21 protein-coding genes and 1 tRNA gene are annotated in these 20,068 nt (G+C 59.2%); 17 read left to right on the top strand and 5 right to left on the bottom strand.

Annotation, left to right across the window (positions count from 1 at the left end):
- Positions 1–14: 14 nt before the first annotated feature.
- Entirely contained in the window at positions 15–800 is a 786-nt protein-coding gene (locus FHX08_RS07565; protein WP_132651550.1) for a rhomboid family intramembrane serine protease, read from the bottom strand.
- Positions 801–1,194: 394 nt separating this feature from the next.
- Here FHX08_RS07565 and FHX08_RS07560 point away from each other — a divergent pair, with 394 nt between their 5' ends.
- The 7 genes from FHX08_RS07560 (at position 1,195) to FHX08_RS07530 (ending at position 7,879) form a co-directional block, all read left to right on the top strand.
- Positions 1,195–1,809 carry a PAS domain-containing protein gene (locus FHX08_RS07560; RefSeq protein ID WP_132651551.1) on the top strand — a complete coding sequence of 205 codons (615 nt, stop codon included), beginning with the start codon at positions 1,195–1,197 and terminating at the stop codon, positions 1,807–1,809.
- 133 nt (positions 1,810–1,942) lie between these two features.
- Positions 1,943–2,554 carry a PilZ domain-containing protein gene (locus tag FHX08_RS07555; protein ID WP_132651552.1) on the top strand — a complete coding sequence of 204 codons (612 nt, stop codon included), beginning with the start codon at positions 1,943–1,945 and terminating at the stop codon, positions 2,552–2,554.
- Between the two features lie 326 nt (positions 2,555–2,880).
- Entirely contained in the window at positions 2,881–3,840 is a 960-nt protein-coding gene (pip, locus tag FHX08_RS07550) for a prolyl aminopeptidase (protein ID WP_132651553.1), read from the top strand.
- A gap of 383 nt (positions 3,841–4,223) precedes the next feature.
- Complete coding sequence (locus FHX08_RS07545; protein WP_132651554.1) at positions 4,224–4,832, top strand: transglutaminase-like cysteine peptidase; 609 nt, start codon at positions 4,224–4,226, stop codon at positions 4,830–4,832.
- Positions 4,833–5,048: 216 nt separating this feature from the next.
- Positions 5,049–5,813: a hypothetical protein gene (locus tag FHX08_RS07540; RefSeq protein WP_184327062.1), complete on the top strand. Its 765-nt coding sequence runs from the start codon at positions 5,049–5,051 to the stop codon at positions 5,811–5,813.
- Between the two features lie 100 nt (positions 5,814–5,913).
- Positions 5,914–7,491: an SPOR domain-containing protein gene (locus FHX08_RS07535; RefSeq protein ID WP_132651556.1), complete on the top strand. Its 1,578-nt coding sequence runs from the start codon at positions 5,914–5,916 to the stop codon at positions 7,489–7,491.
- Between the two features lie 112 nt (positions 7,492–7,603).
- Positions 7,604–7,879: a hypothetical protein gene (locus FHX08_RS07530; protein ID WP_112547680.1), complete on the top strand. Its 276-nt coding sequence runs from the start codon at positions 7,604–7,606 to the stop codon at positions 7,877–7,879.
- Between the two features lie 15 nt (positions 7,880–7,894).
- On the opposite strand, the gene FHX08_RS07525 is transcribed toward FHX08_RS07530, so the two are convergent.
- Together FHX08_RS07525 and FHX08_RS07520 are read right to left on the bottom strand one after the other, a co-directional pair.
- Positions 7,895–8,332 (bottom strand): DUF1489 family protein, encoded by a 438-nt coding sequence (locus FHX08_RS07525; RefSeq protein ID WP_132651557.1) that lies wholly within the window; start codon positions 8,330–8,332, stop codon positions 7,895–7,897.
- A 61-nt stretch (positions 8,333–8,393) separates the two neighbouring features.
- Complete coding sequence (locus FHX08_RS07520) at positions 8,394–9,800, bottom strand: L-serine ammonia-lyase (protein ID WP_132651558.1); 1,407 nt, start codon at positions 9,798–9,800, stop codon at positions 8,394–8,396.
- A gap of 212 nt (positions 9,801–10,012) precedes the next feature.
- Between FHX08_RS07520 and FHX08_RS07515 the strand changes: the two genes are divergently transcribed.
- The gene (locus tag FHX08_RS07515; protein ID WP_132651995.1) at positions 10,013–10,780 is read left to right on the top strand and encodes a DUF599 domain-containing protein; all 768 of its coding nucleotides are present in this window, start codon (positions 10,013–10,015) and stop codon (positions 10,778–10,780) included.
- Entirely contained in the window at positions 10,781–11,806 is a 1,026-nt protein-coding gene (locus FHX08_RS07510; RefSeq protein ID WP_132651559.1) for a heparan-alpha-glucosaminide N-acetyltransferase, read from the top strand. It begins immediately after the preceding gene.
- Here the strand turns inward: FHX08_RS07510 and FHX08_RS07505 are convergent, their stop codons facing one another.
- Both FHX08_RS07505 and mgtE read right to left on the bottom strand, forming a co-directional pair.
- Entirely contained in the window at positions 11,807–12,193 is a 387-nt protein-coding gene (locus tag FHX08_RS07505; protein WP_132651560.1) for a MerR family transcriptional regulator, read from the bottom strand.
- Positions 12,194–12,262: 69 nt separating this feature from the next.
- Positions 12,263–13,678: a magnesium transporter gene (gene mgtE / locus FHX08_RS07500; protein ID WP_132651561.1), complete on the bottom strand. Its 1,416-nt coding sequence runs from the start codon at positions 13,676–13,678 to the stop codon at positions 12,263–12,265.
- Between the two features lie 238 nt (positions 13,679–13,916).
- Here mgtE and FHX08_RS07495 point away from each other — a divergent pair, with 238 nt between their 5' ends.
- The 8 genes from FHX08_RS07495 to FHX08_RS07460 all read left to right on the top strand — a co-directional run bounded on the left by FHX08_RS07495 (position 13,917) and on the right by FHX08_RS07460 (position 20,008).
- Positions 13,917–14,411: a peptide deformylase gene (locus tag FHX08_RS07495; protein ID WP_132651996.1), complete on the top strand. Its 495-nt coding sequence runs from the start codon at positions 13,917–13,919 to the stop codon at positions 14,409–14,411.
- 79 nt (positions 14,412–14,490) lie between these two features.
- The gene (locus FHX08_RS07490; RefSeq protein WP_132651562.1) at positions 14,491–14,988 is read left to right on the top strand and encodes a BON domain-containing protein; all 498 of its coding nucleotides are present in this window, start codon (positions 14,491–14,493) and stop codon (positions 14,986–14,988) included.
- 328 nt (positions 14,989–15,316) lie between these two features.
- Positions 15,317–15,688: a hypothetical protein gene (locus tag FHX08_RS07485; protein ID WP_132651563.1), complete on the top strand. Its 372-nt coding sequence runs from the start codon at positions 15,317–15,319 to the stop codon at positions 15,686–15,688.
- Between the two features lie 196 nt (positions 15,689–15,884).
- Positions 15,885–15,969 (top strand) — tRNA-Leu (locus FHX08_RS07480).
- A gap of 428 nt (positions 15,970–16,397) precedes the next feature.
- On the top strand, positions 16,398–16,970 hold the full coding sequence (locus FHX08_RS07475) for a DUF1190 domain-containing protein (protein WP_132651564.1): 573 nt from the start codon (positions 16,398–16,400) through the stop codon (positions 16,968–16,970).
- A 10-nt stretch (positions 16,971–16,980) separates the two neighbouring features.
- Positions 16,981–18,144 carry a glutathionylspermidine synthase family protein gene (locus FHX08_RS07470; protein WP_132651565.1) on the top strand — a complete coding sequence of 388 codons (1,164 nt, stop codon included), beginning with the start codon at positions 16,981–16,983 and terminating at the stop codon, positions 18,142–18,144.
- Positions 18,145–18,259: 115 nt separating this feature from the next.
- Positions 18,260–18,985 carry a lipoyl(octanoyl) transferase LipB gene (lipB, locus tag FHX08_RS07465; protein WP_132651566.1) on the top strand — a complete coding sequence of 242 codons (726 nt, stop codon included), beginning with the start codon at positions 18,260–18,262 and terminating at the stop codon, positions 18,983–18,985.
- 63 nt (positions 18,986–19,048) lie between these two features.
- Positions 19,049–20,008, top strand: a complete 960-nt coding sequence (locus FHX08_RS07460; RefSeq protein ID WP_132651567.1) for a DMT family transporter — start codon at positions 19,049–19,051, stop codon at positions 20,006–20,008.
- Positions 20,009–20,068: the final 60 nt, after the last annotated feature.

The following is a 20,068-nucleotide window of genomic DNA, read 5'->3' as shown; positions in this document are numbered from 1 at the left end:
GTGCACTTCTTGGCTCAGGATTGCAACTCGTCGCCGGGCAAAGGCACCTCGAAATGCTCCTCCGGCGGCTTCCGGTCGAAGAGCGCAAAGAGGAGGAAGCCGAAGGCGAAACCACCGATATGCGCATCCCAGGCGATTTCCTGGCTGCCGTCGCCGACAAGCGGGATGCCGACGGCGATCAACGCGTTGCCGACCAGCCAGAACAGCATGAAGATGATCACCGTGCGGCTCTGCATCGCCTGCAGCACGGATAGCCGTGGATTGAGATGCGCGGGACCGAACATCTGACGGCCGGAGGGGAAGGCAAAGCGGCAGGCCGCACCCATCAGGCCGGACACCACACCCGAAGCCCCGATGAGCAGCCCCTCGCTTCCCCAGTTCAGGGCCGCATGCAGTGCCGCCGAGGCGACAGAGGAAAGGATCCAGAAGATGATATAACGCGCCGTGCCGATGCGGCGCACGACCGGCGCTCCGAAAGCCATCAGCCAGAGCCCGTTGAAGACGATATGCTCGATGCTTCCATGCAGCAGCGAGTAGGTGACGGGCGTCCAATAGAGTTCTGGCCCCTGCTCTGCGAGCGAAACCGCATAACGCAGCGGAATGAAGCCGAAGCTGAACAGGAACCAGTTGAACCAATCGACCGGCAGAAGCGATTGCACGGCATAAATCAGGATCAGAAGCAACAGCGTGGCCACGAGTGGCGGCGGAAGATTGAAGACCGGCTGGCGCGGCGGCCGGGCCGGCGGTTCGGGCCGCGAAGGCTCAACTGCCTGATCAGGCCCGGACATCTTTTCGTTCATGCGCTTCTCGCCTCGTTGGAGGCCTCAGCCATACAGGAGCGGGCTTCAAAAAAAAAGCCGTCCGGACTTGGCCGGACGGCGTGCCTGGGCTCCCCCCCGCATCGGTCCGAAAATCGAAATCGATTTTCGGAAAGCACGATGCTCCCGTTTAGAGAGTTAGAGCGTCCTTTGTGCGTCCGAATGGACGCACGGCGCTCTAGGGATGATCCTTCCTCTGGCAGTCTTGTGCAGAACTTCACTGTTCGAAGTCATGAATAGACAGTCTCATGATGGGCCTCTCCGCTCAAGCGGAACCGTTTCTTAACCTTAACCCACCGGATTTGGCATGAAATCCGCAAGGTAGAAGGTGAAGGGGCGAAAACCGCCCGCCAATGAACCGAAATGAGACAGTGTCATGCGCCTTCAGACCACGATCGATATTTTCGACTACTGGAATGCTCTGCGCGGTGAACATGATGCGCCCTTGAAAACGCAGATCGAGCCCCGCGCGATCCGTCATCTCCTGTCGAGCCTCTTCATGCTGGAGACCAAGGCAGACCGGCATATCCGATTCCGCCTCGCCGGAACGAAGATCTGCGATCTCTTCGGCCGCGACCTAGGCAGCGAGCGCTTTTCCGCCTTGTGGGCCAACGGTCAGCAGGAGGATATTGAAAGGACGGCAGCGGGCGTCATGGATCACGCCATCCCGACGCTTTTCAATGCGACCGGCTACAGCATCGCCGGCCATCACGCGGCCTTCGAGATCATTCTAATGCCGTTGCGCTCGCCCGAAGGCGGCTGCGGTCGACTGCTTGGCGCCATCGCGCCTGCCGTTGCCGCGAGTTGGCTGGAGGTCGTGCCGCTGGAGCTTCTCGCCCTCGACCGCAGCCGCCTGCTGCACGACATGTTCGCCCGCGCGGTCCAGGCCGAGCCTCGTGGCCCAGTCGAAATCACTGCCGAAAAACATGGTACTTTCAGTCGGGTCGTGCGTGCCATGTCGCATTTCCTGCATGGCACGGACGCCCGCTGATTGTCCCGTTTCGGGTCAATTGCCTGGGTATCCCATAGTACTTTAGGGTTATACCGCGGTTGGCTTCTACAACCTTCTGTTAATGGATTGCGGATAAGGATTGGATATAGCGATTTCATGAAGAAGCCCTTTGATGCACTCGTTCCAGACCGCTCAGACGCACCGACCTGCGCAGCGCCCTGAACAGGGAGTGTTCCAGCGCGTGCCCATCAACATGCAGGGCCGCCTGATGCTTGCGAACTACGAGGAATTCGAGTGCATGGTGATCGATATGTCGCCCGGCGACATGTATGTCACCTGCTCCGGCCGCCCGCGCGCCAACGAACGCGTCGTCGCCTATATCGACCATCTCGGCCGCGTCGAAGGTCATGTGCAGACGGTCGACATGCGTGGTTTCACAATGTCGATCAACGCCACGGAGCGTAAGCGCGAGAAGCTCGCGGCCCAGCTTACCTGGCTCGCCAACAAACACGAGCTCGGCCTGCCGGAAGATCGCCGTCATGATCGTCTGACGCCACGCGAGACCAAGACCGAACTCACCCTCGATGACGGCACACGCTATGCCTGCCGCATCATGGACCTTTCGCTCTCGGGCGCAGCCATCGATTGCGAGGTACGTCCGCCGCTCGGCACGCCCGTTCGTCTCGGCAACATGCGTGGCCGCGTCGTCCGCCACTTCTCGGAAGGCGTTGCGATCGAGTTCCTGTCGGTCCAGTCGCGCGAAACATTGCGCGAATTCCTCTAGTCCAGCACCTTTCCCGGTCAGAGCGCCGTGCGCCCGTTCGGATTCACAAACGCCGCTTTCATCGTTCCAGGCGCCCCTTGCGTGGAAAGCGGAGCCGATCTTCCGGCCGATACTGTGTGGCCTGCATAGGATGAATAGGCTGCATAGCCAGTTCAGACACGCCCTGGCAAATGTCAATTTCATTTCGCCTGAGATTTCCGCGCGGAGGTCGGAATCGGCCCCTGCCGCCCATGCATCCTGTACGGCAGAGACCTGAAATCCTACGTCCGTCATTTCTCCGTCACAAACTCGAAAGATACAGCGCGCCTCAACGAATGGCGCGGTCAATGTCAGTCCTGTTTCCTGAAATCGAACCTTACGATCACGGCCTGCTCGATACCGGGGACGGCAACCTCATCTATTGGGAAGCTTGCGGCAATCCCGCGGGCAAGCCTGCGCTCGTCCTGCATGGCGGACCGGGTTCCGGCTGTTCCACCGCATCACGCCGTTACTTCGATCCGTCTGTCTATCGCACCGTCCTCTTCGATCAGCGCAATTGCGGTCGCAGCCTGCCGAACGCCGCCGACGCCGCGACCGACCTCTCCCGCAACACGACTGACCATCTCGTCGCGGATATTGAGAGACTGCGAACCCTCTTCGGCGTTGAGAAGTGGACCATCTTCGGCAATTCCTGGGGCTCGACGCTGGCGCTTGCCTATGCGCAATCCCATCCTGATCATGTCAGCGGCATTGTCATTGCCGGTGTCACCACGACACGGCGCTCCGAAATCGACTGGCTCTATCGTGGCATGGCGCCGCTCTTTCCAGAGGAATGGCATCGTTTCGGCGAGGCGCTGCCATCAGAACTCCGCGACCTCGACCGGGTGAACGCCTACCATCAGCTGCTCAACGATCCCGATGAGCAGGTACGGCTGAAGGCGGCGCGCGATTGGCATGAATGGGAAGCGGCCACGATCCTCCTTGCCGATCCTGCCGGCCTGCCGCGGCGCTGGTCCGATCCGCGCTACCTTCTGACGCGCGCTCGCATCATCACTCATTATTTCCGGGAGGATGCATGGCTGGAGGACGGGATACTGCTGAAGAATGCCGGTCGCCTCGCCAGCATTCCGGGGATCCTCATCCACGGACGTTTCGATATAGAGGCCCCTCTTGTCACCGCATGGGAACTTGACCGCGCGTGGCCGGGCGCGGAGCTTGTGGTGCTGCCAAAAGCGGCTCATTCCACTGCAAATGCCGATATTGCCGCCGCGATTGTCGCAGCGACGAACAGATTTCGCGATCTGTGACGAAATTATTTTTTCGGCCGCCAATCCGGACATGAGCCGGAATCGGCTTTCAGAGCAGCGATTCCGTGCTCTTGTGAGCCTCGGTCAGATTTGCCCCAGCTGCCATTCCCGCTGCCGGTCATCGTCGAAATTTAGACGACTTATCGAAAATCGTTAACGGCCTGTCCGTTTTCTGGCCATTTCCGGCCCGAAAGCCTTTTTCCAGTTCCTCCAATTTTAATCGAATTCGAGACGAATACGTCTTTAATTTAACGCGTATTCGAGATGCATTTGATTCAAGTTTATCGTGCGTTTGAATAAACTAAGCCATTAATTTGATTGCGTAATTTTGCGTGAGATAAAAACGTCCGTGTCATTGTCGCCCTCACAACGGGGAGACGATAATGTCAATTCGAAACCTTCTGAAGGGCGGCCTTCTGGCCCTCGGCATGACAGCGGCAATGGCGGGCGCAGGACAGGCATCACCCGCCGCCAGCATGACGCTTGCCGGCAATGCGAGCCCACCGATCGGACACTATGAATTCTGTCAGGCCAATCCGCGTGAATGCGCCTTTGCCGGCGGCGATGCCGGCCCGGCTATCCTGACCGAGGATCGCTGGAAGGAAATTCTCAAGGTCAACTATACCGTCAATTCGACGATCCAGCCAATGACGGACATGGAGATCTACGGTGTCGAAGAGCGCTGGGCCTATCCGAAAACCGCCGGCGACTGCGAGGATTTCGCGCTTCTGAAGCGCAAGATGCTGATCGATGCCGGCTTCTCGCCGTCCGATACGCTGATGACCGTCGTGCTGCAGCCGAATGGCGAAGGTCATGCCGTACTGACGGTTCGCACTGATCATGGCGACTTCGTGCTCGACAACATGCGCAACAAGGTGCTGCTGTGGTCGGATACCGAATATACCTACCTGAAGCGCCAGTCCGCCGACGATCCGGCCCGCTGGACCAAACTGCAGGATGGCCGCGCCGTCGCTGTCGGTAGCGTCAAGTAACAGGCATACCGGCCCCGGTCCGTCCCGCATCCCCGTCCCGACCGGTGCCCAGAGCCGTTCCCGCTGTCCCGGGAACGGCTCGCTTCTTTTCTGGCACGTCCTTTTGGTTGAGTTAACGGCCCATTAACTCTCGCTATCTCATCATACTCACCAGATTCATCACCGGCACCGACGACTCGCGTTTTTCTTACGGCGGCCCGATATTCGAGGACGACGATGAGCCATTCCGCCGTGGGCCATCCTGGTGAGCAGCCCCTTCTTTCGACTCGCTTCCTGCTTCGTGTTACCGCGACGATTGCTGTTCTGGCTTTGCTGACGGTTGCGATCAGCGTTGCCGGGCGATGGTTCGGCCGTCACATCTCACTCGCCGGCAATACGGAAAACACCACCGGGATCACGGTGATCATCGGCCGCGATACGCTCGGCCTGCCCGCCAATACGATTCGCTTCCCCAGCGAACGGCATGACGGCGCGGCCGAGCGGGTCGATCTTTACCTCGCCTGGCCGGAAATGCAGGGCTATAGCAAGGACATGCGTCAGCGTTTCGACGACATCTCCCAATCGTCGGATCTGATTTTCCTGCAGATTACCCAAGGCACGATGTCACGCGACATGTCGGGCCGGCTCGAGCCGATCTATTCGCATCTCATGGATGGCGCGCCGCAACCGTTTGCGCATGACCTGACGCTGCACCGTCTGCGTGCCGATGCCGGCTACAACGGCGAGGTTCTGCTGACGGCCTCACGTCAAGGTGCCGTCGATTATGTCGTGCGCTGCGTGCTGCCCTCGTCGGTGGAAACGGCGACCAGCGGAGATTGCCAGCGCGATATCAAGGTCGGGAAGGATTTAAGTGTGCTTTACCGGTTCTCAAGCCGTCATTTGGCCGACTGGGACCATATTGATGCCGCGATCAGGACCTTTGTGGAAACCCGGCTCGTGAGCCGGTCTGCGACAGCCGCTAAAATCCCGCCCAATGTCTGAAGAAACGATTCATCATAAACGGATTGGTAACGCCCAACCTGTAGTTTTCCGGGACAGCCGGTTACGCGGTAGGGGGTGCGTAGCCCGTCGAACATCTGAAATGCAAGCGAAGAGTGGAATAGTGTCAAGGTCAATTTCCTCCGTATCATCGCCGTGGTCTGCCGGTTTCCTCGCAAAGGTGCTGACGATCCTCTCGATGGCTATCGCGATCGTCGCGGTCGACTCGGTCAATGCCGAAGCGGAAGCGGCGAATCCGAAATATGCCGGTATCGTCGTCGATGCCCGAACGGGAAATGTTCTCTACAGCGAGAATGCCGACCGTCTTCAATACCCGGCGTCACTCACGAAGATGATGACGCTCTACATGACCTTTGAGGCCCTTGAGCAGGGTCGTATCCGTCTTGATACACCCGTCCCCTTCTCCGCTCACGCCGCAGCCCAGGCACCGACCAAACTCGGCGTTCGCGCCGGCGGCACGATCACCGTCGAACAGGGTATCCTCGGGCTCGTGACGCTGTCGGCCAATGATGCTGCGACCGCGCTCGGTGAACTGCTCGGCGGCTCGGAAGATCGCTTCGCCCAGATGATGACCGCAAAGGCGCATGCGCTCGGCATGACACGCACCACCTATCGCAATGCCAATGGCCTGCCGAACACCGCGCAGATGACGACGGCACGCGATCAGGCTCGCCTCGGCATCGCCCTTCGTCAGCATTTCCCGCAGTATTACGGTTATTTCTCGGCGCGTGCCTTCAAGTTTGGTAACCGCGTGATCCGCAGCCACAACCGTCTCGTCGGCTCCGTGCGCGGCGTCGATGGCATCAAGACCGGTTATACACGCGCTGCCGGCTTCAATCTGGTCAGCTCCCTGCAGATCGATGGCAAATCGATCGTCGGTGTGGTTCTGGGTGGCGCTTCCACTCCTGCCCGCGACGCACAGATGCGCCGGCTGCTCGACGCCTATCTGCCCAAGGCTTCCACCAGCGGCGGCACGCTCGTTGCCCAGTCGAAGCCGATGCCTGATATGATCGAAACGCCTGCCCCGGTCTCCCCCGCCAAGGTTGCCCAAGTGGCGGAAAAGAAGACGATCACGTCCGATCAGCAGCCCGTCGCGGCCGCAGCAGCAACCGATGTCGGCCTGCCGCACAAGGGGCCGCTTCCGGACCGCCGCTATCAGGCGGCGAACACCGAGGTTGCCTATGCGGAAACCGCGGCACCGAAGACCGACAATCCTCTCCTGACGCAGCCAATGCCGTCTCCGAGCAAGGTCAAGACCGTGGCGATCAAGCAGCAGGAACAGGCATCCGTTCAGAAGTCGGCATCTGCCTACGTGCCGCCGGAACAGGGCGACACCTCGGTTGACGACCTGACCACAGCTTCCACCAAGCCGGCTCCTGCCAAGGAAGTTGCCGCCAGAGAGGTGCCGCAGCCATCCGGCTGGGTTGTCCAGATCGGCGTCTCTTCCAGCCGTGAATCGGCGATGGATCTTCTGCAGAGCGCCAAGGCCAAGGGCGGCAAAGCACTGAGTGCTGCCAAGCCTTTCGCCGTCGCCTTTGCCAATGGCGGCGACCAGGTCTTCCGCGCCCGATTCGGCGGGTTTGAGGACCAGCGTGATGCAGTCAACGCGTGCAAGGCGCTCAAGAAGGCCGGCGTCAAGTGCTGGGCGGCTGCCCAATGAGATATCCGGCGCTGCCTATGACTGATTTGGCGGCGCCCCTGCCTGCCGGTTGCGGTGTTCGCGCCGCCGGCAGTCGATCCTAGTTCGATTTGTATTGCGTACGAGGAAGATGATGTCGATCAACGAGAATGTCCCAAATGCGCCTGCCGGGCGCCGGGCGGTCAACAAGGGCCGCTCCGGCCTGCATCCGCTGCACGAAGCGGCACTTCGCCTTGCCGAAATCGGCCTGCAGCGCCCGAAGGCGAAATCGCCGAAGACCCGTGATCTCATCAATCTGTTGCTTTGCCACGGCGCACGTGCCTGGCGCTATTCCCAGCCGGAAGCGCATATCCATTTGCACATCACGTCGCCCGACGGCAATTCCCCGGTCGTGCTGCGCCTGCGATAGAGTGAAGGAAAGGCTTTAGAGCAATCCCAATTCCGAAAGCTCGCGGCGAAGATCCGCGGGCATTTCTGCAATGCCAGCGCCGAGACTGTCGAGGTCACGTGGCACGTCTTCATCGGGATAATAGCGCCAGCCCTGGAAGGCGCGCTTGGGCTGGACTGAGGTTTCGATCACCTCCGGACCGAGCACCAGATGGCAGCGGCCGATCCCCTCTCCATCCGTAAATGTCTGGATATCGAGAATCTTCTGGCGGGCCTGCACCTGCCCCTTGATGACCCAATAGAGCGAACCGCCGTCGAGCAGTTCTTCCACGCGCTTCGGCACCATGCGCGTCGTATGGACCGAGTGCGGTTCCAGTCCGGCGGCAATGGCGCGCAGCGAGCGTTCGGCCACCCATTCACGCAGGTCTTCGATCGAATCGCAGCCGACGCAGAGTTTGATGAGATTTAGTGCCATGCTGCCGTTGAAATCCTTTTGGCCGGCAGCGTCAAGCAAGAAGCTTTATACTTCCACAAACTCAGCATTCGACGACGTTGACGGCAAGGCCCCCGGTCGAGGTTTCCTTGTACTTCTCGCTCATGTCATAACCCGTCTGGCGCATCGTCTCGATGCAGGCGTCGAGCGGCACGAAATGCTGGCCGTCGCCCTTCACAGCGAGCGAGGCCGCCGTGACTGCCTTGACCGCCCCCAGCGCATTGCGCTCGATGCAGGGAACCTGCACCAGGCCGGCGACCGGGTCGCAGGTCATGCCGAGATGGTGTTCGAGTGCGATTTCGGCGGCATTCTCGATCTGCGCCGGTGTGCCGCCCATGACGGCTGCAAGGCCGGCGGCTGCCATGGCGGCGGCCGAGCCGACTTCGCCCTGACAGCCGACTTCCGCGCCTGAGATCGAGGCATTGTGTTTGATAATGCCGCCGATCGCCGCTGCGGTCAGCAGATAGTCGTGGATGCCTTTCTGATCCCAATCCTCATGGAAATGCTCGTAATAGCGGATCGTCGCCGGAATGACGCCTGCTGCACCATTGGTCGGCGCCGTCACAACACGCCCGCCAGCGGCATTCTCCTCGTTGACGGCCATCGCGTAGACGCTCAGCCAGTCATTGGCGAGCAGCGGATTGATGCGGTTGCTGCGCCACTCCTCCTGCAGCTTGTCGTGAATATGCTTGGCGCGGCGCCTGACGTTGAGACCGCCAGGCATGATGCCCTCGACCTTCAGCCCGCGCTCGATACACGACCGCATCGCTTCCCAGATGCGGTCGAGACCGGCATCAAGCTCTTCGCGGCTGCGCTGGCTTTCCTCATTGGCGCGCTTCATCTGCGCGATCGACAAGCCCGAACGTTCGGCCATTTCAAGCATCTGTCTGGCGGTGGCGAAGGGGTAAGGCACCTTGTAATTGCCCTGCGCCGTCTTCTTGCGCGCCCGCATCTGCTCCAGTTCCGTATCGGTGACGACGAAGCCTCCGCCGACGGAATAATAGATGCGCTTGACGAGCAGCCGGCCGTCCTTGTCATAGGCGGAGAAGGTCATGCCGTTCGCATGGCCGGGCAGCGGCTGCTTCTTGTCGAAGAACAGGTCCGTCTTCGGCTGAAATTGATAGGCCGGATGTCCCTCGGGTGCGATACGGCCGCTTTTCTCCACCTCGTCGATAATGGCATCCATGCGATCCGGATCGACTGTATCGGGCGCCTCGCCCATCAGGCCCAGGATGACCGCCCTGCCCGTCCCGTGGCCGATACCCGTATGGGCGAGCGAACCGTGCAGGCTGACGTTGATGGCCGCCACCTGCGCGCCGGTGGAAGGGCGCGGCCATTCGTTGGACAGGATGAGCTCGAGGAACCGGTTGGCAGCTGTCATCGGCCCCATCGTATGCGAGCTCGACGGCCCGACACCGATCTTGAACACATCGAATACCGAAAGAAACATGGAGGCGCCTTCTAAACTTGATGATGCAGATTATGCGAACCCGGTTCGGCATCCGCGTGGCGGACCGACATCACCTTGAACCGGTGCGACATAGCGCTGGACACTAGTTGGACGCGGCCCGTCTTGCCAGCAATTCTCGTCTTGCCGGTCATTGCAGCATTCGAACGCATCTGTAGAGTGGCCGCATTTATACGGGAACTGACTCGCTGATGATGACGACGGCGGACTATATCGCGCTTGCCTTCTTTATCTTTATCTGGATGGGCTATTCGTGGCTGCTGCACGGACAAACCTTTTTCGGCCGCACGAGTCTCACGCATGCCATGGCGCAGCGGCGGCGTGAATGGATATATAATTCCCTGCGCCGCGATTTGAAGATGATCGACACCCAGATCATGGCCGGGCTGCAGAATGGCACGGCGTTTTTCGCCTCGACATCCATCTTCGCGATCGGCAGCTGTTTTGCCCTGCTCGGTGCGACGGAAAAGGTGGATGCGGTCTTTGCAGACCTGCCTTTCGTCTTTCACAGCGGCCATGCCGCCTTCGAAATGAAGGTCGGCGGGCTTGCTGCCCTCTTTGGCTATGCCTTCTTCAAATTCGGCTGGTCCTACCGTCTGTTCAATTATTGCACCATCCTGTTCGGCGCGATACCGATGATGCACGATACTGACAAGGACATCATCGCCGCCGAGCGCGCCGCAGAACGTGTCATCCGCATGAATGTCCTTGCCGGAAGCCATTTCAATGAAGGTCTCAGGGCGATCTTCCTGTCGATCGGCTATCTCGGCTGGTTCATCAATCCCTATTTTTTCATTGGAACGACATCGATCGTCGTCTTCGTGCTCACCCGCAGACAGTTCTTTTCGGCAGAGCGCCTGGCGATCATGGAACCCCAGCTGCCACCAAATCTCCATCTTTCTCCTGTCCTGCCCGATAAGCCGTCGGTGAGCGACGGTGACGAACTGTCGGGGGGACTTTGAATGACATCGCCGACAACGCAAGCGACGGCTTACGCAAAACCACCGCGTATCGGGCTCGTGGATACGGCGCGCGGCGCGGCCCTCATTGCCATGGCCACCTACCATTTCAGCTGGGATCTTGAATTCATGGGCTACCTCGCGCCCGGAACGGCCGAGACCGGCTGGCTGAAGATCTACGCCCGGGCGATCGCCACCACCTTCCTGTTCATCGTCGGCGTCAGTCTCGTGCTATCAAGCCGGCCGGAAATCCGCTGGCGTGCCTTCTGGAAGCGTTTCGGGATGATCGCGGGCGCCGCCGTGCTGATATCAGCCGCCACCATGTATTTCGTGCCCGGCGAATGGATTTATTTCGGCATTCTCCATTCCATCGCGGTTCTGAGCCTGATCGGCGTGGTCTTCCTGCGCCTGCCGTTGCCGGTGACGCTGCTCGTCACGCTGGCACTGCTTGTCGGCTGGATCGCCGATACGTTCGTGATGCCGGGCGTGCTCGATTCTCATCTGTTCGATCCGAAATATCTCGCCTGGCTCGGTTTTGCGGCGACGCCCGACCGGTCGAACGACTTCGTGCCGCTTTTTCCGTGGGCGACGCCCTTCTTCCTCGGCATAGTCCTTACGCGGCTGACCTTTCTCACGAGCCTGCCGCAACGTCTCGCCGCATTGGGTACGGGTGGCACATGGCTTGCGTGGCTCGGCCGCCACAGCCTCGCCTTCTATCTTATCCATCAGCCGGTGCTGATCACGGTCGCCTATGGCCTGACCTTCGTGGTGGCGCCGCCGAAGCCCGATCCGGTCGCGACCTATCTGCGCCAGTGCAACACGTCCTGCACGGTCGAACAGGGCGAAGCGGTCTGCCGCAGCTTCTGCCAGTGCACGCTCGATCAATTGCAGGCGCAGCAGCTCTTCACGCAGTTCCAGGCGGGACAGGTGAAGGCGGATGATGAGCGGATCATGGCGCTTGCCAGCCAGTGCAGCGCTCAAATAGAGCCTGAGCCGGCGCCGCAGTCTGAACCGCGGCCCCAGCAATGATCAGGTGGTAACACCGATTTCGGCGAGGCGTCCGAGGCAGGCCTCCTCAATATTGTCGAGCTCGGTGATCGTTTCGTCGATATCTTTGCGCTTCTGGCGCAGGTCTTCGCGTTTTTCGTCTACACGCTTCATCAACAATTTGAGCTGGCCGAGCTCGCCCGGCGGCTCCTTGTAGACCTGAATGATTTCGCGGATTTCGGCGATGGTAAAGCCGATGCGCCGGCCGCGCAGGATTTCCTGAATGAGGCGCCTGTCGGCAGGGCGGAACAGGCGTGTGCGCCCGCGGCGCTCCGGTTGGATCAATCCCTCGTCTTCATAGAAGCGAAGCGTGCGCGTCGACACTCCGAATTCGCGCGTCAGCTCCGTTATGGTATAGTATTTGTTCACCAGTATCTCATCCCCGTCATCGGCCTGACATAATATTGACTTTTACGTAATAGTCAATTTCGCCATCCGTCATATGCCGAACCACCAGGTTGCGAGACCCAGGAAGGCGAAGAAGCCGGTGCAGTCTGTTACGGTCGTGACGAAGACAGACGAGGCGATCGCCGGGTCCGCGCCCATCTTATCGAGCAGCAGTGGCAGCAGGATGCCGGCAAGCGCTGCCGCCATCAGGTTGATGATCATGGCCGCCCCGATGACCGCACCAAGCTGGTAATTGTGGAACCAGATGCCGGCGATTGCGCCGAGGAGGATGGCGAAGAGTATCCCGTTCAGAATGCCGACGCCCGCCTCCCTTCGAATGATGCGGCCAGCGTTGTAAATGTCGAGGTCGCGGGTCGCGAGCGCGCGCACCGTCACGGTCATCGTTTGCGTGCCGGCATTGCCGCCCATCGAGGCGACGATCGGCATCAACACCGCAAGCGCGATCATCTTCTCGATAGAGCCGTCGAACAGGCCGATGACGCTGGCAGATAACATTGCCGTGCCGAGATTGATCAAGAGCCAGAGAAAGCGCGAGCGCACCGTCGAAATGACGTTATCGGAAAGTTCTTCGTCGCCAACACCGCCGAGGCGCTTGATATCCTCATCCGCTTCTTCATGGATCACGTCGACCACGTCGTCGATGGTGAGCACGCCGACGAGCCGCTCGTTCTCGTCGACGACGGCGGCGGATAGAAGGTCGTATTGTTCGAAGAGCTGGGCGGCCTCTTCCTGGTCCATCTCGGCAGGGATCGGATGGTTCGTTTCCCGCATGATGGTTTCGATCTTCGTCTGCCGCTTGGTGCGCAGGATCTGGTCGAGATCGACAGCGCCGAGCAACTTGAAGGTCGGGTCGATGACGAAGATCCGCGAGAAGGAATAGGGCAGATCCTCTTCCTCGCGCATGTAATCGATCGTCTGCCCGACCGTCCAGAATGGCGGCACGGCGACGAATTCCGTTTGCATGCGTCGGCCGGCCGAGCTTTCGGGATAATCCAGCGCACGGCGGAGGCGCACCCGCTCCGTAAACGGCAGCTGCGCGAGAATCTCTTCCCGGTCTTCCTTGTCGAGGTCTTCGAGAATGTAGACGGCGTCGTCCGAATCCAGTTCGCCGATGGCAGCCGCAATCTGCTCGTTCGGCAGCTGGTCGACGATCTCGCGGCGGATCGTTTCGTCGACCTCCGTCAGCGCCGTCATGTCGAAATCGTCGCCGAGCAGGCGCACCAGCGCCAGGCGTTGATCCGGCTGGATCGATTCGAGCAGGTCGCCTATTTCCGATTCGTGCAGGCGCGCGACGTTCTGGCGAAGAAACAGCGTGTCGCGATCGGCAATGGCTGCACCGAGCCGTGCCAGGAAGTCGCTGCGCACATTGCCGTCTTCGTTATAGATATCGACGTCTTCGTCGGATGGACGTTTGCGATTGCGGTCTTCGGTGTCGGTCGTCGTCATCTGCCGCCCTCGCATCCCAGTTTGATTTAGACTATCGAGCTGCATTCGAGAATGTCGGCTGAAAATGCATTGTCAACAAGCGGATACGCGAACTCCGCCCTGCCCTGCGCCGCCGGAATCCGCACCGACCAGCTAGCCGAAAGCACTACTGCCGTAAAGCGCAAACCCGTGCTTTCTGATGACAATGTCTGTGGTCGGCTATAGTTTCCGCCGCCATCAGTCGAAAGGAACTTCACCCGTGCCGATCCGCCCGATTCTCCGCTACCCGCATCCCGGCCTGAAGACGCTCTGCGCGCCGGTGACGGCATTCGATTCGGTTCTGTCACGACTGGCGGACGACCTGCTGCAGACGATGCGTGCAGCGCCCGGCGTCGGCATCACTGCGGCTCATATCGGCGTCTTTGAACGCCTGACGGTGCTGGAGCTCGACAAGGCGGACGGCGTACGCACCTACGTCAATCCGCAGATCACATGGTTTTCGGACGAGACGATGGTTCATATGGAAGGCAGCGTCTCCATGCCGGGCGCCACGGGCGAGGTCACGCGCCCAAACGCGATCCGCTTCCGCTATCAGGACCTCGACGGCCAACAGCACGAGGAAGAGGCTTCCGGTTTCCTCGCCATCTGCGTCCAGCACGAGGTCGATCAGCTCGACGGGATTTTCTGGCTGCAGCGCCTGTCACGACTGAAGCGCGACCGGCTGATCAGGAAATGGGAAAAGGCGAAAAGCTGAGGCCTGGCCACCGTCGGGCGAACCAACAGCACCCTTCGGGCGTTTGTCTTGCAGAACGGTAACCCGGAAGGAGACCGCAATGCCTGGGAATAAAGACAAGTCCTCGCGCTCTCGCGAAGAGGATTATCGCGACTTCGAGGAACGCAATCTGGACGATGGCTGGCCCTATGCCGATGATAGCGGCGCCAAGTCTGCGGGCAGCGAAAACCGCCCATATGGCGAAACCGCCGCCAATTTCGACCGCGACCGCAACAGCGGTTTTCGCATTGACGGGACCGACGAGGACGGCAATGAAAACCGCCTGAAGGATTCACTCGAGCCGGATACGATCGACCGCGATGACAGCGACGAGCTCGAAGCGCGCGTGCATGACAATCTGGAAAATATTCCCGACGTCGATATCGACAGTGTGGAGGTTCATGCCGATGGGCATATCGTGACGCTGGAGGGGTCCGTAGAGACGATCGGCATCGCCCGCAAGGTCGAACTCGGTGCGCTGTCGGTGGACGGGGTCCATCATGTTCGAAACCGCCTAGAGGTGACCGGCGTCGACGCCCATATCCCCAACGAGGATTGAGGCAAAAAACACGAAATCGCCACATTTGAAACCCGGGAAGCGTCTGCTTTCCGGTTTCCAAGTGTGTAAAATTACAAATAGTTAATCAATTAAAGATTGCAGATGTGTAATCTTGGCGAAAGCGTCGGAACCTCAGGCAATTAACTATGCCGGCTAAGGTAACGAACCCCTCAAGATCATTGACAAATATGTGATTTTATTCGGACGAAACGTCGCACGCTGCCCGTCATCTTTCTCTCAAAATTGCCCTAATTGGGGCGCGGACTCAATCTTGCCGGGGGTCGGTTCTGCGTTGTTGAATTCAACAACAGATTGAGGAGATAGATCCATGCGCATGAAATTCGCAGTCGCTGCCACCCTATTTGCCGCCAGCATGGCAAGTGCTGCTTTTGCCGCGCCGAAATACTCGGATGACTATTCCAACGGCGGTGATGGCCTCTACCAAACTCCGGTCGCACCATCCAAGTCCGTTCACTATCCGACCCATGTGACACGTCCGGCCTATTCCAGCGACTATACGAATGACAGTGATGGTTTCGCGCCGACGGCGATGGCGAAGCCGGCGAAGGTCGACACCGCCGCAACCGGCAGCATCAAGCCGCTTCCGGATTGCCACAGCATGGTTGGCCCGAAGGGTTCTCGCCAGAAAGGTGCCGACAGCGGTGCCACTCGCACCGAAGCTTGCCGCGAAACGCACTGACATGCCTTGAGAAAGGGCCGGTTTCCGGCCCTTTTCTTTTTTCGGATTTCCGGTTTTCCTCTTTAAATTCAACGCTTCGCACGGCGTAATCCACACCTCGATCAAGCATTTAAAAAAAACTGTCACATCGTGCTTGTGTCCGTCTGAGGCTTTTGCTACATGCTGCCTCGCCGACGCAAATCGGCCCTACCACGATGCGGTCGTGGCGGAATTGGTAGACGCGCAGCGTTGAGGTCGCTGTGGGGCAACCCGTGGAAGTTCGAGTCTTCTCGACCGCACCAAGAAACCCGCTTCGGCGGGTTTTTTCTTTTTCGGCCAAACGCTTAGTTCTCTGGCCTTGATCTGTCTGCCATAAGCCGTAACGCGCTTGGCGCCCCCTTGCCGCTCATTTCGTCGATCGCGGATGACAGAGCGTTACCTTCCCGCAACGACCACAAGTCTGATGCGCAATCTCCTGCTTGACTTGCATCTGGAATTGAGAACATAACTGGAACAGTTAAGGGTTCAGGGGTGTTCATTTTCATGAAGATAATTTTGATCAGCAATTTTTGATGGGTCGGTAGAAGAACTATCGGCTGCCACATCGGTCTGTGCGGCTAACGCGCGCCGGCATCCAGTCTCCTCACGCACTCGAACACAAGCCGGACGTCTTGGCCTGGCGCTCATCTCTACCTGCGCACTTGCATGGCATCTAACGATTGGGGATCGCATGACACCGGAAGATCGCTACCGATACACAAAGGGAGGTGTGAAGCTCGCCATTCTCGGAACGTTTATTTTCGCGATTTATCTCGTCGAGCGTTCCATGGGCGAGACCGAGACGGCCGCCTATAGGACGCTTGACGAGTGTCTGAAGGATAGCAAGTTCGGTCCGGACGATTGCAAGAGCAGCTTCGAGACTGCCCGTGCCGAGCATCTAAAAAACGCACCTTCCTATCAGAACCGCGAGGATTGCGAGGAGGAGTTCGGCACCGGCCACTGTGAGCAGACAAGTTCAATGCATGGTGCCGGTGGAGGACATTACGTCCCCTATCAATCAGGCTATCTCATCGGCCAGCCCGAAAAGGACGTCAATGGCGTCTACTACCCGGCTGTACCGGCATCGGCACTTTACGAAAGCAGCCACGTCTCGGGCTTCGTCAATGCTGCTGGCGTATTGGTCACCAACAAGGTCGGCGGCTTTAAGATGACTTATGGCAATGGAGCGCTCGTCAGGCCTGATGCCACTACGACGACACTTGCCCGCTCTGGCTTCGGCACGCGCCACTCTTCCGCGTCCTGAGGGCTCCAAGATGAAGCGTATCGCGACTGGCGAAAGGCCGGACTGGATCCAGAAGCTCGAAGCGCTGGATTTCACCATTCACCATATGTATGGCGAACTCTATTGGGACGAGTGTAACGCCTACCAGTTCACGCTCACTCAGATCGAAGACGATCTGGAAGATCCGACCAATGAGATCCTGGAGCTCTGCTACAAGGCAGTCGATCGCATTTGCGCTGATTCCGCATTGATGACGCGCATGGCGATCCCGACCGAATTCCACGAGGCTGTCAGGAAATCCTGGAAATGGTCCGACCGTGACATCTACGGTCGTTTCGACCTGCGTTACGATGGCAAGAGCCCGGCGAAGCTTTTCGAATTCAACGCCGATACGCCGACCTCCCTCTTCGAAAGCGCTGTGATCCAGTGGGAATGGCTTCAGGACATGAAACGATTGGGGCGGTTTAGCGCCGATACCGATCAGTTCAACTCCATCCACGAGAAGCTTATCGGTGCCTTCCAGTATTTCAAGAATGCCAGCGACAGCGGCGTCTTCCATTTCGGCTGCATCACCGACAACGAGGAAGATTATCTGACGACCAAATATCTGGCCGATGTCGCCTTCCAGGCGGGCTTCGAAGTAGTGCTGCTCGACATGGAAGAGATCGGTATCGATCCGGAAAAATGGTTCACCGATCTGGAAGACCGCCGGATGGAGAACCTTTTCAAGCTCTATCCGCTGGAATTCATGGTCCACGAGGATTTTGGCGCACATCTCATCTCCACGGGCACGAAGATCCACGAGCCCCTGTGGAAGATGACACTGTCGAACAAGGGTCTCCTGCCCGTCCTCTGGGAAATGGCGCCCAACCATCCGAACCTGCTGCCGGCCTATTTCGCTGACGATCACCGGTCACAGCGCCTGGAAAACTCCGTAAGAAAACCGCTCCTGTCTCGCGAAGGCGCGAACGTCACGCTGACATCGGAGGGAAAGACGATCGCGGTGGACGGTGAATACGGCGAAGAAGGTTATATCGTGCAGGAAGCCTGTCTGCTTCCGCAATTCGGCGACGATTATGCCGTCGTCGGTTCCTGGGTGGTGGCAGGAGAGGCCTGCGGCATCTGCATCCGCGAGGACAAATCGCCCATCACGCAGGACCTCTCCCGCTTCGTCCCGCATTTCATCATGGATTGATTGCATATCTGAGATGGCTGCCCGCCGCAAAGAGCGATTGAATCGCTCTTCGCCCAAGTCCATATAGAAGCCCGCGCCCGGCCCTCCTCTCCGCATGATGGCGCCAAGGACTGCCATGCTACGCACCGATCTCGATTTCTCCATGCTCCCGAAACTTGGCTCGCGCCCCGTTCGCTGGCGAATCTCCGATGGGCTCATTCCTTATGCGGAAGCGGTGGAGACTATGGAACGGGAGGTCGCCAATATTGCCGAAGGCGGCGATGAGCTCGTCTGGCTGCTGGAACATCCGCCGCTTTACACGGCCGGCACCAGCGCAGACGCCAAGGATCTCGTCCAGCCGGATCGTTTCCCGGTCTTCGCCACCGGCCGCGGCGGCGAATATACCTATCATGGTCCCGGCCAGCGTGTTGCCTATGTTATGCTCGATCTGAAGCGCCGAAGGCAAGATGTGCGTGCCTTCGTGGCCGCCCTTGAAGAAGTCATCATCCGCACGCTCGATTCGATGAATGTGCGCGGCGAGCGGCGTGAGGATCGCGTCGGTGTCTGGGTCCGTCGGCCGGAAAGGCCCTTGCTGCCTGATGGCACGATGGCCGAAGACAAGATCGCTGCTCTTGGCATTCGCTTGCGCAAATGGGTGACCTTCCACGGCCTGTCGCTGAACGTCGATCCTGATCTCGATCATTTCAACGGCATCGTGCCTTGCGGCATCTCGGCCTATGGCGTCACCAGCCTCGTCGATCTTGGTCTGCTGGTGACGATGGCCGATGCCGATATCCGCCTGCGTGCCGCCTTCGAAGAAGTCTTCGGGCAAACCGTCAACGATAGAGCGCACTGTCCCTGATTGCTGGCCTTGATCCGCTGAACGTCCTGTGATTGATGACATCATCCGCGGGAAGCAGCCGTCATGTCCGAATCTCCCTCCACCCAGAATCCGCTCCAGGGCATGGCCATCATGGCTGGCGCCATGGCGATCCTGCCAACGATGGACGCAATCGCCAAATATATGGCGACCTTCGAGGGCATGTCGCCCGGACAGGTAACTTTTTACCGCTTTTTCTTTCAGCTCGTCTGTACCCTGCCGATCCTCTTTGCGATGTTCGGTATGCAGGCGCTCTCGGCTAGGCGCCCGTGGATGAACCTGCTGCGCGGCGCGCTGCATGGCGCAGCCAGCCTGCTCTTCTTCGTCGCCGTCAAATACATGCCGCTCGCCGATGTTTTCGCCATCTATTTCGTCGAGCCCTTCATGCTGACGGCGCTCTCGGCGCTGTTCCTGGGTGACAGGGTCGGCTGGCGGCGCTGGATGGCAATCGTCGTCGGCTTCGGCGGCGCCATGATCGTCATTCAGCCGAGCTACGAGATCTTCGGCCTGAAGGCGCTGCTGCCGGTCTTCTGCGCCTTCCTCTTCTCGCTCTATCTCTTTCTGAACCGCGCGATCGGTGAGGCGGATTCGCCGCTGACGATGCAAACGATGTCGGGCATCGGCGGCACGATCTTCATGGCCGGAGCGCTTTTCGTCGGAAACAGCCTCGGCAGTGCGGACTTCACCCCCTCCCTGCCCGCCTCTTGGCTCGGCCTCGTCCTGCTGCTGATCCTCGGCACGATTTCCGGCTATGCACATATGCTGGTTGTTAAGGCTTTCCGGTTGGCACCACTCTCGCTGCTGGCTCCTTTCCAATATTTCGAAATTATCTCGGCAACCGTTCTCGGTTACGCCCTCTTCGGAGATTTTCCAAATGTTTCCAAATGGATCGGCATCGCGATCATCGTCGCGTCCGGCCTTTTCATCATCTGGCGCGAGCGGCTGCAGGCGCGATTGCTAAAATCCACACAAAACGGCGCATCGACAGTTAACCCTGCTTCTTGACGGATATTCAATTCGGCGCCGATAAAGCCATTTCCGGCTTCATGATGAAGTCTGGAGATA

The organism is Rhizobium sp. BK529, assembly GCF_014194105.1.
Lineage (GTDB): Bacteria > Pseudomonadota > Alphaproteobacteria > Rhizobiales > Rhizobiaceae > Rhizobium.
Note: the sequence above shows the minus strand (reverse complement) of the source record. Positions and strands in the feature narration are given on the sequence as shown.

Coding starts and splice junctions, on each gene's coding strand:
- FHX08_RS07560 (WP_132651551.1), top strand. CDS start 1,195: ATGCGCCTTCAGACCACGATCGATATTTTCGACTACTGGAATGCTCTG.
- FHX08_RS07510 (WP_132651559.1), top strand. CDS start 10,781: ATGACATCGCCGACAACGCAAGCGACGGCTTACGCAAAACCACCGCGT.
- FHX08_RS07530 (WP_112547680.1), top strand. CDS start 7,604: ATGTCGATCAACGAGAATGTCCCAAATGCGCCTGCCGGGCGCCGGGCG.
- FHX08_RS07515 (WP_132651995.1), top strand. CDS start 10,013: ATGACGACGGCGGACTATATCGCGCTTGCCTTCTTTATCTTTATCTGG.
- FHX08_RS07475 (WP_132651564.1), top strand. CDS start 16,398: ATGACACCGGAAGATCGCTACCGATACACAAAGGGAGGTGTGAAGCTC.
- FHX08_RS07490 (WP_132651562.1), top strand. CDS start 14,491: ATGCCTGGGAATAAAGACAAGTCCTCGCGCTCTCGCGAAGAGGATTAT.
- lipB (WP_132651566.1), top strand. CDS start 18,260: ATGCTACGCACCGATCTCGATTTCTCCATGCTCCCGAAACTTGGCTCG.
- FHX08_RS07535 (WP_132651556.1), top strand. CDS start 5,914: ATGCAAGCGAAGAGTGGAATAGTGTCAAGGTCAATTTCCTCCGTATCA.
- mgtE (WP_132651561.1), bottom strand. CDS start 13,678: ATGACGACGACCGACACCGAAGACCGCAATCGCAAACGTCCATCCGAC.
- FHX08_RS07520 (WP_132651558.1), bottom strand. CDS start 9,800: ATGTTTCTTTCGGTATTCGATGTGTTCAAGATCGGTGTCGGGCCGTCG.
- FHX08_RS07540 (WP_184327062.1), top strand. CDS start 5,049: ATGAGCCATTCCGCCGTGGGCCATCCTGGTGAGCAGCCCCTTCTTTCG.
- FHX08_RS07485 (WP_132651563.1), top strand. CDS start 15,317: ATGCGCATGAAATTCGCAGTCGCTGCCACCCTATTTGCCGCCAGCATG.
- pip (WP_132651553.1), top strand. CDS start 2,881: ATGTCAGTCCTGTTTCCTGAAATCGAACCTTACGATCACGGCCTGCTC.
- FHX08_RS07470 (WP_132651565.1), top strand. CDS start 16,981: ATGAAGCGTATCGCGACTGGCGAAAGGCCGGACTGGATCCAGAAGCTC.
- FHX08_RS07545 (WP_132651554.1), top strand. CDS start 4,224: ATGTCAATTCGAAACCTTCTGAAGGGCGGCCTTCTGGCCCTCGGCATG.
- FHX08_RS07565 (WP_132651550.1), bottom strand. CDS start 800: ATGAACGAAAAGATGTCCGGGCCTGATCAGGCAGTTGAGCCTTCGCGG.
- FHX08_RS07555 (WP_132651552.1), top strand. CDS start 1,943: ATGCACTCGTTCCAGACCGCTCAGACGCACCGACCTGCGCAGCGCCCT.
- FHX08_RS07525 (WP_132651557.1), bottom strand. CDS start 8,332: ATGGCACTAAATCTCATCAAACTCTGCGTCGGCTGCGATTCGATCGAA.
- FHX08_RS07460 (WP_132651567.1), top strand. CDS start 19,049: ATGTCCGAATCTCCCTCCACCCAGAATCCGCTCCAGGGCATGGCCATC.